The sequence below is a fragment of the Tepidimicrobium xylanilyticum genome (assembly GCF_900106765.1).
Lineage (GTDB): Bacteria > Bacillota > Clostridia > Tissierellales > Tepidimicrobiaceae > Tepidimicrobium > Tepidimicrobium xylanilyticum.
On the sequence record NZ_FNNG01000002.1, the window covers coordinates 39,519 to 51,168 of the forward strand.

At 29.0% G+C, this 11,650-nt stretch carries 14 protein-coding genes, 1 pseudogene and 1 other annotated feature (1 of these 16 running past the window's edge); of the genes and pseudogenes, 2 read left to right on the forward strand and 13 right to left on the reverse strand.

What is annotated here, in order from left to right:
- Positions 1-74, reverse strand: a binding site (T-box leader); it reaches 140 nt to the left of the window's first position.
- Between the two features lie 24 nt (positions 75-98).
- The 12 genes and pseudogenes from BLV68_RS02335 to BLV68_RS02380 all read right to left on the reverse strand — a co-directional run bounded on the left by BLV68_RS02335 (position 99) and on the right by BLV68_RS02380 (position 8,390).
- Positions 99-1,424, reverse strand: coding sequence for a replication-associated recombination protein A (locus BLV68_RS02335; protein ID WP_200773611.1), 1,326 nt, complete (start codon positions 1,422-1,424; stop codon positions 99-101).
- Positions 1,425-1,783: 359 nt separating this feature from the next.
- Positions 1,784-2,191, reverse strand: a complete 408-nt coding sequence (locus tag BLV68_RS02340) for a S8/S53 family peptidase (protein WP_093750514.1) — start codon at positions 2,189-2,191, stop codon at positions 1,784-1,786.
- Between the two features lie 32 nt (positions 2,192-2,223).
- A complete protein-coding gene (locus BLV68_RS15920) occupies positions 2,224-2,397 on the reverse strand; it encodes a hypothetical protein (protein ID WP_234949809.1) in 174 nt (57 codons plus the stop codon).
- 57 nt (positions 2,398-2,454) lie between these two features.
- A pseudogene (locus tag BLV68_RS16215) lies at positions 2,455-2,649 on the reverse strand (hypothetical protein); the annotation flags it as partial.
- A 24-nt stretch (positions 2,650-2,673) separates the two neighbouring features.
- Entirely contained in the window at positions 2,674-3,468 is a 795-nt protein-coding gene (locus tag BLV68_RS02350) for an ATP-binding cassette domain-containing protein (protein ID WP_159428587.1), read from the reverse strand.
- A 33-nt stretch (positions 3,469-3,501) separates the two neighbouring features.
- On the reverse strand, positions 3,502-4,017 hold the full coding sequence (locus BLV68_RS02355) for a hypothetical protein (protein ID WP_093750518.1): 516 nt from the start codon (positions 4,015-4,017) through the stop codon (positions 3,502-3,504).
- 20 nt (positions 4,018-4,037) lie between these two features.
- Positions 4,038-4,703 carry an ABC transporter ATP-binding protein gene (locus tag BLV68_RS02360; RefSeq protein WP_200773612.1) on the reverse strand — a complete coding sequence of 222 codons (666 nt, stop codon included), beginning with the start codon at positions 4,701-4,703 and terminating at the stop codon, positions 4,038-4,040.
- Positions 4,704-4,717: 14 nt separating this feature from the next.
- Positions 4,718-6,529 carry an FtsX-like permease family protein gene (locus tag BLV68_RS02365; protein WP_159428588.1) on the reverse strand — a complete coding sequence of 604 codons (1,812 nt, stop codon included), beginning with the start codon at positions 6,527-6,529 and terminating at the stop codon, positions 4,718-4,720.
- A 70-nt stretch (positions 6,530-6,599) separates the two neighbouring features.
- Positions 6,600-7,154 (reverse strand): hypothetical protein, encoded by a 555-nt coding sequence (locus tag BLV68_RS02370; RefSeq protein ID WP_093750523.1) that lies wholly within the window; start codon positions 7,152-7,154, stop codon positions 6,600-6,602.
- Entirely contained in the window at positions 7,108-7,440 is a 333-nt protein-coding gene (locus tag BLV68_RS15200) for a hypothetical protein (protein ID WP_143035235.1), read from the reverse strand. The genes BLV68_RS02370 and BLV68_RS15200 overlap by 47 nt, the downstream gene beginning before the upstream one ends.
- A gap of 131 nt (positions 7,441-7,571) precedes the next feature.
- Positions 7,572-7,787, reverse strand: coding sequence for a hypothetical protein (locus BLV68_RS02375; RefSeq protein WP_093750525.1), 216 nt, complete (start codon positions 7,785-7,787; stop codon positions 7,572-7,574).
- A gap of 342 nt (positions 7,788-8,129) precedes the next feature.
- Positions 8,130-8,390: a hypothetical protein gene (locus tag BLV68_RS02380; RefSeq protein WP_093750527.1), complete on the reverse strand. Its 261-nt coding sequence runs from the start codon at positions 8,388-8,390 to the stop codon at positions 8,130-8,132.
- A 345-nt stretch (positions 8,391-8,735) separates the two neighbouring features.
- Here BLV68_RS02380 and BLV68_RS02385 point away from each other — a divergent pair, with 345 nt between their 5' ends.
- Positions 8,736-9,293 (forward strand): LytR/AlgR family response regulator transcription factor, encoded by a 558-nt coding sequence (locus BLV68_RS02385; RefSeq protein WP_093750529.1) that lies wholly within the window; start codon positions 8,736-8,738, stop codon positions 9,291-9,293.
- Positions 9,294-9,950: 657 nt separating this feature from the next.
- Entirely contained in the window at positions 9,951-10,289 is a 339-nt protein-coding gene (locus BLV68_RS02395) for a GHKL domain-containing protein (RefSeq protein ID WP_159428589.1), read from the forward strand.
- A gap of 191 nt (positions 10,290-10,480) precedes the next feature.
- Here BLV68_RS02395 and orr read toward each other — a convergent pair whose 3' ends face one another.
- Positions 10,481-11,545 carry an ornithine racemase Orr gene (gene orr / locus BLV68_RS02400; RefSeq protein ID WP_093750535.1) on the reverse strand — a complete coding sequence of 355 codons (1,065 nt, stop codon included), beginning with the start codon at positions 11,543-11,545 and terminating at the stop codon, positions 10,481-10,483.
- Positions 11,546-11,650: the final 105 nt, after the last annotated feature.

Below are 11,650 nucleotides of genomic sequence, written 5' to 3' on the forward strand. Positions count from 1 at the left end.
CGTGCTGGGTTCCCACTTTACCCCAACTCCCTGAGACTACCTCTTATATCTACTCTTCCTATCATCGTTCATATGAACTTTATAATATTATAAAAAGATTATTCACCTTTGTCAAATAATTTAGTTAAATATTCTTTTATTTTCTTTTCATAACCATATTCTGTAGGTATGTAATATTTTCTTCCTACAAATTCATCAGGTAAATACTGCTGTTTAACATAAGCCCTTTCATAATCATGGGGATATAAATAGCTCTTTCCATAACCTAAATTATTGGCGCCAATATATGATGCATCCTTTAAATGATTTGGTACCTCTCCAATAGGTTTATTTTTAACATCTTCTAAAGCTTTATTGATTCCCATATAGGATGCGTTGCTCTTTGGTGCACATGCCACATATACTGCTGCTTGAGCTAATATAATTCTTGCCTCTGGCATTCCAATAACATCTACAGCATTAAAAGCTGCTACTGCTAAAACTAAAGCTTGGGGGTCAGCATTTCCCACATCTTCTGAGGCACAAATTATTATTCTCCTAGCTATAAATTTGGGGTCCTCTCCAGCATTTATCATCTTCGCAAGCCAATACAATGTTGCATCTGGATCTGAACCTCTCATGCTCTTAATAAAGGCTGAAATAGTATTATAATGTTCATCTCCACCTTTATCATATTTTGCTGTTTTCACCAATATACATTCTTTTATAGTATCCAAATCTATTTTAATTATACCTTCTTCATCTTCTGGAGTAGAAAGTACTCCAATCTCTAACGAGTTTAAAGCCAACCTTCCATCTCCATCAGATATGGTTATCAAATAATCTAAGGCTTCCTCATCTATTTTAACCTTATACTTTCCTAATCCTCTTTCTTTATCTGTCAATCCTTTTTTAATTATCCTCATTATATCCTGTTTGGTTAATGGATACAAAGGAATAACCATCATTCTAGATAATAAGGCTTTATTTACCTCAAAATATGGATTTTCGGTAGTTGCTCCAATTAAGATAATTATACCCCTTTCTACAAAAGGTAGTAAGGCATCTTGTTGAGCCTTATTAAACCTGTGGATTTCATCTATAAATAGGATAGTCCTCTTATTATATAGTTTTAGACTTTCCTCAGCTCTATGGATTACCTCTCTAATATCCTTAACTCCTGATGTAACTGCAGATAATTTTTCAAAGCTCATGTTAGTCGAATTAGCTATTATCATAGCTAATGTAGTCTTTCCCGTCCCAGGTGGACCATAGAAAATCATAGAAGTGATCCTGTCTGCCTTTATAGCTCTATATAGAAATTTATTATCTCCAATTATATGTTCCTGTCCAACAAATTCCTCTAATGTCTTTGGCCTCATTCTATCTGCTAAGGGAGCATTTTTATTTAATTGATTTTCCATATTTAAAGTAAATAAATCCACTATTATCACCTATTCATAAATATATTGTTACATTTCATGTTATAATTAATGATATATTAGATTAATATTTTAGTCAATTATTCAAACATTTATAAAGCTAGTTTCTCCATTTTATCAATAAGCTGTCTTTTGTAAACATTCTTTAAAAGTTTCACCTTTCCATATTATTAGGTTTCTTGTACCATACCTACAATCCTGTCTAATAGCAATTTAAAATCTATTTTACCATATATATTTAATTCTTCATGTCTATATAAGGTACTTAATCTCTAATTTTATTATATCATCATACTTTGTTACTACAATTGTCATAGAATCCTCTACTTCCTTAAAAGATTCATCTTCAGAATATATTAGTTCTACATCAGGCTCAAAAACATGCTACAATTGTTTTCTTCTGCTTGACCATTGTTAATAATATCCTTTATAATATCTCTTAATAGGTAGTCATCCTTAAGATTTACTGAACCACCACTAAAATGTATAATAGGGATACTGTTATCTAGACAGTACTTAAAAGCAGTTATTAAATCTTTAATATCTGCATTCATTTCATTGGGATTAAAAATTCTTATACTAATAAGCTCTGCTTCTGGAGCATATTCGTTAATTATTTTACATGCATTAAAACCATGGTCAGTACTGATTGGGATTTCATCACTCTTATTAATAACTAAATTTCCACCACTTACCACTATATCTTCAATTATGTTTAATTCTTTTCTAAATACAGGTAATATTCCATCATCTATTACAACTATTTTCATAGTTAAGCATCACCTTTTACCATATATTTTTTCTATTGATATCTAAATAATTCAGCATATCTTTTGTTATCTTTTAATAATTGTTCTGGTTTACCATCCTCAATTACTTTGCCATCTTCTAATACAATAACCCTGTCTGCTAAAGATAAATTAGATAATCTATGAGAAGTAAACAAAATAAGTTTATTTTCAGTTATATCCTTCAATTTATTGAAAATTTCATACTCTGCCTTTGGATCTAAATTTGAAGAAACTTCATCCAGTATAAGAACTGTATCCTTGCGATATAATACCCTAGCTAGAGCTAGCTTTTGAGTTTGTCCACCTGATAGAATTAAACCATCTGGCGCAAAGAATTTAGATATATATGCATCTAATCCTGTATCACTTAAATCTAAAAGTTCTATAAAATTGCTATTCTCTAAAGCTTCTATTATATCTTCATCATTAACCTGTATGTCAGATTTTCCTAATTGAAAGTTTTATCTAATAGTAAAAGCAAAATTATTCATATCTTGAAAATAAACACTAAAGCTTCTTCTCAAAGAATTAAGAGTATAGGATGATATATTAATGCCATTTATCAAAATTTCTCCAGAGGTTGGTTCATAAAACCTAAGTAAAAGTTTTATAATTGTAGATTTGCCTGAACCATTTAATCCTATGAATGCAACGTGCTCAGGATTATTAATATAAAAACAGATGTTTTTTAAGGCATATTTTTCACTAAGTGGATAAATAAAGCTTACATTTTTAAAAGTAATGCTATCCACAATTTTCAATTCCAATGTACCATTATCTTCTACTTTATTTGTATATTTAAAAAGTGATTTATAATTATTCATCCTTAATTTATTTTCAACTATTTCCATAGAAGAAGATATAAAGCCAGATGTCGAATGCCATAATTGTCCTAATAATCCACTTAAGAATATGTAGTCCCCTATATTTAATTTTCCATCTACTATATTAAAAATTATATGACCACTTATAATAACAAGAACAACCTCTGGTAAGTAATCTAATATAAAAGTTATCCTAGAGCGATTTTTTAAAATTTTTTTACGCTGACTAAATAGTTTGCTCCATAGATTATCATAGACATTTTTTAGTACCTCACTTGATTCAAAACGTCTCACATCTTGACCAAAATCCCTATTAAAAGCTATCTGTTGAATATATGACAGCTTTCTCCTATTTGATATTTGTTCTAAACTTAAATCATAAAGAGACTCTGTATAATATTTTAATGCTATTCCAGAGGGTAAGGCAGTCATTGTCATTACTAAAGCATAAACAATATTCTCATTTTAAAGAATAACAAATGCTATTAAGAATGATATAATAGCACTGATGGCAGATATACTTGAACCTAATGCTTGAACCAGAATTGAACCATCTCTCATTGCTGATGTAATCTTATCTTGATAGTTTGGATTATCGAAATATGCTAAATCCACATTAAAAGAAAATTCTATCATATTTCTTGTTATCCAATGGTCTAATTGTTCTGAATGAACAATTCTAGAATAGATTTGAACCTTTATCATTATTACTTTTAATAAGGCTATTAAATCCATAAGAAGCAAAAGATTATATATAGAGAAAGTATTAAAATTGCCTACAGAAGCAGATATATGGTTAATTATCTGCCTCGAGATAAAAACTGCTACAATGTTTAATAATGGATTAAGTAATTCTGCTGATACCCTCAATATTGTATATAAATGGGAAACTTTCCACGAAGGCTTAATACACCATGAAAATACCTCTATAAAATCTTCTGTTTTTTCTTCAAATTTGCTCACTTTTATTTTCTTAAGCATAATAGAACCTCTCTAATTGCCTATTTTATCTTCTCAATAGTTCCATCCTTTATTCTCCATACATTGTCAGATTGTTCTGCAATTTCCATATCATGTGTTACTATAATTACACAGAAGCCCTGTTCATGTGCTAATCGTTTAAATATATCTATTATTTTATAACTGTTTTCATCGTTAAGATTACCAGTAGGCTCATCTGCAAGAATTACCTTTGCTCCTGTTGCTAAAGTTCTACCTATAGCAACCCTTTGTTGTTCTCCACCTGATAGATTGGATGGATACCTGAATTGCTTGTCTCCATCTATACCTAGAGATTCTAGTATTTTTTTGCTCCTTTCTCTTGCTTGATTCTTATCCATTCCCTTGTATTCCATAGGAAAGCTTAGATTTTCCAAAGCAGTCAATAGGGGGAATAGCTGAAATGCTTGGAAAACCATGGATACAGAATCCCTTCTATACTCATCTAAGTCTAAATCATTTAAATCTATATTGTTTATTGTAATAGTCCCTTGGGTTGGCTTATCTAACCCAGCCATTATAGATAGTAGTGTGGTTTTACCACTACCTGAAGGGCCTACTATTGCATTTAATTGACCACCTTCAAATCTACAGTTTACATCCTTTAGTACATCTTTATTTGCACCTTTATATCTATAATATAAATTCTTCATCTCAAGCTTTGCCAATATACTCCCTCCCTTTATTCCTTTACATGTAGCATTTCTAATGGCTTTTTATAAAGTACATTTTTTAAACTGACCAAAATACCTATGATACTTGCTAATAAGTATCCTACTATGATAAGGAGATACTTCCATATTGGGTATATTCCAGATTTAAAAGTTACTACATTTATTACTGCAATAGCTATAATTTCTCCAACAATTATTAGCAATAAGCTTTCCCCAAATACGTAGCCTTTTATTTCCACTTCTTTTACTCCAAGGACTCTCATAATCGATAATTCTTCACTTCTTCTAAGGATTAATAAATAGGGTAAAGCTACGCCGATTAGCAGTGATAATACTAGTATGATTGGATATATAATACTTAACAATTCCAGGTTTTTCTCTAATGGTCTAATGGTTTCAGTAAGTTTTTCGCCATAAATAACCAGTTTAAATCCAGTACTTTCACCACTATTGGTCTTAGCAACTTGATTCAATATCTCCTCCCTATTGTAGTAAAGTTCTTTATTCTTCTCTTTATCAAATATTAAATCTATTTTTACATAATTAATTCCATTTCTTACAATTAACCTAACTGCCTCTAAAGGAAAGATAAAGGTTTCAAATACTTTATTTCTTGGGATTAGGAATTGTTGTTTACAATAGACATCATATGTTGGAAGTCCATAAGTTTCAAAAGTACCTACAATGGTTCCATATACATCGGGATAGTTTAAGCCTGCATCTTTTAAAGATACTTTATCTCCTATCTTTAAGTTATAAGTATCCATAGCTACAGTAGAAGCTAAAATTGGAATTTCATCTTGTGTTAGAGTATAAGAATTGAATTTATCGATTATACTTTGATCCTCTACTCCAGATAGTTTTATTCCGTTATCTGAGTTCAGCTCTTTATTAGATGCTAATACCGTCATAAATAAATATCTTTCATAATATGCTATTTTTGAAACGTCCTTTTGGATTGTCTCTATAATCCCACTTCTATCAATGTTTATTTCACTATACTCATTATCTACAAATGCAAAGTAATCTTCTACTAAACCAGTTTTTAAAATTTTGTCTAAAATTACTTCTGGAATATCCCCTTTAAATGAAAATTTTGCTTCACCAACATATTCTATCTTTCCAAATATGGTGGTTTTAGATATGGTTTTATCAATGAAATCCTTGTTTAATTCTATTACATTAATTAACCATGTAAGAGTTCCAACCAACAGCCCTGTTACAACTACCATTAAAGTAGTAGTTAGAATAGATCGAAAAATATGCTTTTTACCATATCCCTTAATAGCTTCCTTCCCTTTACCGACATTAATACTTAAATCATCAGATGAAAGGACATCTGTTAAGCTTTCGATACTAAACTCACTATCAGTTATATCAAAATCAACCACAGCCAGCTTTTTGCCTTTCATTTCATTCTCTTTGTTTTTATTTCTAAAGAATTCAAGCAAAGACCTATTTTTAAGTCTAAGCACCATAAGTAAGGATTGTATTACAAAAACTCCTGCTATTGTTAGAAATATAGGAAATATAAATTTAATATTAATAGAAAAATCTAAACTGCAAGGTAATTTCCCTAGAATTTCCTCTAATATCTTTTTAGAATTCTTTATAGCAGTTTGATAGCCAAAATAAGAGGATAATCCTATTCCTATGGTAGTAAAAATGTATAATGGAATCAGTAGATATCTAGATGCAGATCTATGTGTAACACCTAGGATTCTTTCAATAGCATAGCTATTCTTATAAATCTCCATATACATATAAACGGTAAACAACATTGCAAATAGCAATAAAAATGAGTATATAATAATATTCACTTTAAGATTATTTAAAACCTTATTACTAGATAACCAAAAGGATTCTGCATTATTCTCGATAAATTGAAGTTCAAACAGCTTCCTTAACACTATCAGTGTATTTTTCAACAAATTGCGATTGTTCTGTAGGATCCTTTAATACAAAACTATAATTTTCTCCATATAAGTAAGGTTTCCCATTTTCATTTTCAGTTTCAGTATAAAATTCTATAAATTCTTTAGGTACCGTACTTATAGGTACATATATTCTTTTACCTGAAAAAGAATAATCATAAACCCCTACTATTTTGTACTCCATAATCTGGCTTTTATGATAATTTTTCCACTCTTTCCTGTCTCTTTCGGTCACTAAAAACTCCGGGATTTCACATTCCATATATTGAAGAGAAATTTTGTCTCCTAATTTTAGCCCTCGTGCTTTAAATAAATCTATCCCAACTACACAGACTTTATTATTATTATTATTCATATAATCATCATAGTTAATCCATCTTCCATCATATAAAGTAATGCCGCCTCGATTTTCCTGAAGATATGGGATAGTTTCCATGTTTTTAGTTGCAATTAGGCTAAAAGTTCTAGTGTTCACATCTAAAAAGATAATAGGCTCCAACTTCAAGTCCATATAGCTCTCCCATGATGCTATCGTTTATATAGGGAATTAACTTGGGTGTGCTTCTTATGGGTGTACTTTCTGTGTTTAGTTCATATTTTTGTGCTACAAGTGTAATGAAGCCGTCTTCAAGCATTTCTTCGCTATCAGGCATATAGATCCAATCCGGATATCCAGCAACTAGTTTTTGGACCCGACTCTCTATGACCACACCATCATACTTATGCTTGACATAGTTTCTAATTCGTATTTTTTCTGGTTTTACTATAACAAATAGGTCATAGACAAAGAGTTCCATGCCTGGATATTAATTTAAATAATCAGATTCAAGATGTTTATATGATACATTTAACAGATTATCAGTAACTCCTAAAGTCCATATTCTACAGTCTTCATAATCAATCATTGGGTCATCTTTAAATAATTCTCTTACCTAATATATGTTTCCGTTACCACCATCTGACAAATCCATTTGTATGTAGCCAATGCTATTATAGGCTTTTTTGCAGACTCAACTTCTTTGCTGATTAGATTATATGAAATAAAATTCATAATGAAAGTGCTTGAAACTGATGACAGTATTAAAATAAGTAGGGCAAATTTAATTGGTCGTCTAATAACGGATTTTAATATTGGATTTTTCATCCTTTCACCTCTAGTATAATACATTGGTAATACATAAAAATTTCTATATGAAAAATCAAGAAAAATAGTCTCAGCTTAGATTTTTCATCTAAGCTGAACAAAATCAATACATGAACTTAGCCATTATGTTATTACAGATAATATGATCTACAGTGGGAAGATTAGTTTCATATTTAGAATCATGTCTGTTATAGTAGTCTTTTTCATAAATTGATTGAGCCAATGAACTACCTGTACTACCTCTGCATTCACAATCACATATACAAAAGCATGACGTTGCCTTACACATACAATGTGCAAAATACTCAATGGTATTTACATTCTTACTTTTTTAAATTTCATTTAATTATGTACGGTTTTTGCAAATTTAGCAGTAGAAAGTTCTAATGGCATAAGTCCTACTATTGAATCTGATGTCGCGGCTTTGGACAACATATATAATTCATTAGGTAATTTTTGTTCATCAAATTTATGTCCATTTCTTAAAACATTAAATAAATAATTATAAGAGGATTTATTGATTTCTATAATTTCACATATAATACAATCATACATGTAATAACTGTTAATTGTATTAAATATTTCAACTAAGGGCTTATCCAATATAATCACATCCTTTCTAAAAATACATTTAATATTTGTGTATCCTAAAACTTTATTTTCAAATCAACTGTATATTTTTGGCGTTTTCATTTGTAATTAACTTTTCGCCTTTTTTCATTGTTGTATTTATTTCTTGTTTCCTACTCTATTTTTATGTGCTTTATATTCCGCTATATAGGATTTTTATAAATGATTGTAAATTATTTAATACAATTAATCACTTAACACTTTAATCCCTAATCTCTTTTCCTTATAATATAATTATAACAGGTATAATTTGGAATAGTTGGAATTTGATTTAAGTGGTCATTTTTTGGTTTAAGGGGTACTTTTGGAGGGATATTATTGTTTACCATTGGAATATGTGAAGATAATATAGAATTTCTAATGGAATTGAAAACAAAAATAGAAAAGAAGTTCTTTCAATGTAATTTAGATTGTGAAATATATTGTTTTTATTCAGGAGAAGAAATCATTAAGGAAATCCTTAATTCCAATATTGAATTCGACATTATTTTTTTTGATATAAAGTTGCTTGGAATAAATGGAATAGAAACAGCAAGAAAAATTAGCGAGCTTGATGATAGTATTATTTTTATATTTATTACCTATTTAAATGAAAAAGTTTATGAAGTATTAGACCTTAAAATTTTCAATTTCATAAGAAAAATCCATTTTCATAAAGAGATAGATCGAATACTTGATTCTTTAATTAATAGACTAGAATATCTAGCAGAAAAATATCCATTTCCAGTGGGTAATGTTAAAATTTATCTTAAGCTTTATGACATCATCTACCTTGAATTACTAAATAGGCGTGTTATTATTCATACCAGAACAACAAACTACACTTCAAATTATCGCTTTTCAATAATACTTTATCATAATTACATTTATATATGATATAAAATTCTATAAACAAATTTTAGTAATTATAATATTTTATTTTATGTTAATCATTTCAGATTTAGTAGCTTCTTTTTTAATATCTAATATTTTAAACAAAACTATAGAAGACTTACTGCCAAAATATTATATCTTTTTCGTTTTAATAAGTAAACTTTTATCCTTTTTAATCTATGCTTTTATTAATAGAAAATTTTTAGAGCCAAGGATTATTCTTTCTGGTACATTAAATTATATAATTATTATAATTTTATCTTTAGCTACTATTTCAATGGTTCTATTATTTTATTCTAGTTTAAATATTATAAATGAAAGTACTATATTTATTTTATTTCTTATATGCCTGTTTAATTTCTTCATCGGTTTGGGTGCAATATATATGTATTTTAAAGCAAATAGCTTTTATATTAATCTTCAAAAAGAGACTGCTAAAAGAATTTATGATAAATCTAATAAAAAATTCATTGAAAATTTTGAATGAAGAAATGAAATAATATCAAAGATATGGCATGATTTAGGAAATCATATCAAAGTCATAGAAAAATTGAGTAATGAACAAAAAGATGCTCATTTTGAATATATAACTTCATTAAAGGACAAGCTTGAATCTATTCCTAATCCAATTAGCACTGAAACAATTTGATTGATATAGTTTTGAACGAAAAATACGCAGAAGGTAATATTCATGGTATAGATTTTGATATAAAAGCAATTGCTCCTCCAAATCTAAATATTGATGATATTGACTTAAGTTCAGTTCTATTCAATACTCTAGATAATGCGATAGAAGCTTGTATAAATTGTAGCGAAGATAATAGATATATTAATTTAGAACTATGGCCTGATGGAAATTTTCTTTATTACAAAATTATAAATAGCTATAATCCAGATAAAAACTACTCAAATAAATCTATTTATAGTAAAAAAGAATACCTTTCTTCTGGATATGGACTTAGTATAATTGAAGATATTGTCAACAAATATGATGGTTAGGTATTGATTGTGATAACACAGAATATTCGCTTACCATAATTCTAAATTTAAGTAAAAATGAAGTATGATAAACTTTAGTTCTGCAGTTTATTATTGCAGAACTAAAGTTATACTAATAAAAAGCAAGTGTGTACAAGCAATGTCTTTTTTCAATAAAAAAAATTTAGTTTAATTATAGCTAAAAATTATCCTTAAATTAATTCCTTTTTTATATACTCTGATGTCATGGCTCTTAATATTCCACCATAACTAAGTTTAAACTTTATTTTATCTCCAACTTTATAATCTACCTCGCTATCTGTTCCATCCAGTATTAAATGGTCGCTACTTCCTCCTAATATTGCAACTTTTGAATCTTCTGGAACTATAGTATCAAAATCTATATCTTGTTTTCCTAGGGCTACTATCATCCTTTTTCTAATGCCCTTATCCTCAAACCGTGGAATTTTCCCAAAGGCATTCTTTCCTATTTCACCTACGGGCAAAGAAGGCTTTTCCTTTACTTCGATTATCTCTGCAACTAATTGGAAAACATCATCATAGGTGTCTTGAATCCTATTTCCATAGGCCGTTTCTAATCCCAATACTAGAGATTCTCCCAACCTTAACATATTAATTCCCTGTATTTTAACATCATTTAATAATAGATGTAAGCTGCTAGAATTGCCTCCAGATATAATACTTGGTTTGATATTAAATCTTTCCTCTATATTCTTTCCTATCTTCACAAGTTTTCCCAAATTTTTCTGGCTGGGTATTACTCCACCATAACAGGTTAAATTGGTTCCAATGCCTAATAATTCAACTCCTTTTAAATTTAAAATTTCTTCTACTACTTCATAGATTTCATCTTCATAAAAATATCCCTCTCGTAAATCACCTAAATCCACCATCAATATTATCTTATGTTTTTTCCCTTTCTCAGAAGCCACTATAGATAGTTCCTTTATAGTCTTTAATTCAGAGTTAAGGGATATATCTGTATATTCTACCACCTTATCCGCTTCCGAAATCATGGGAAGTCTTAATAGTATTTTAGGTACATTAAACTCCATCAATTTTATCAAATTTTCAATTCGAGAATCTGCTAAATAGCTTACACCACCATCTATATAAACCTTAGCAATTTCAGGATTACCGCAAAACACCTTGGTTACACCAGCTACTTCAATTCCCTTTTCCTTGCAAAGCTTAACTATGGTTTCTACATTGTGTTTTAATTTTTTTAAATCTATTTGAACTTTAGGATAGTTCATGACAACCTCCTGTTCTTCTATTGAACAATTTGTAAAAATATGTTTTAGTTTTCTTATAATAGCTGTCCAAAGTATATTTATAAAGAACGACTCTCCGCTCAAGAT

What these genes read in the sequence shown, in the direction of transcription:
- BLV68_RS02355 (WP_093750518.1), bottom strand. Translation starts at nt 4,017, where the DNA reads ATGCTTAAGAAAATAAAAGTGAGCAAATTTGAAGAAAAAACAGAAGAT.
- BLV68_RS02350 (WP_159428587.1), bottom strand. Translation starts at nt 3,468, where the DNA reads ATGACTGCCTTACCCTCTGGAATAGCATTAAAATATTATACAGAGTCT.
- BLV68_RS02370 (WP_093750523.1), bottom strand. Translation starts at nt 7,154, where the DNA reads ATGGACTTGAAGTTGGAGCCTATTATCTTTTTAGATGTGAACACTAGA.
- orr (WP_093750535.1), bottom strand. Translation starts at nt 11,545, where the DNA reads ATGAACTATCCTAAAGTTCAAATAGATTTAAAAAAATTAAAACACAAT.
- BLV68_RS02340 (WP_093750514.1), bottom strand. Translation starts at nt 2,191, where the DNA reads ATGAAAATAGTTGTAATAGATGATGGAATATTACCTGTATTTAGAAAA.
- BLV68_RS15200 (WP_143035235.1), bottom strand. Translation starts at nt 7,440, where the DNA reads ATGGAACTCTTTGTCTATGACCTATTTGTTATAGTAAAACCAGAAAAA.
- BLV68_RS02375 (WP_093750525.1), bottom strand. Translation starts at nt 7,787, where the DNA reads ATGAAAAATCCAATATTAAAATCCGTTATTAGACGACCAATTAAATTT.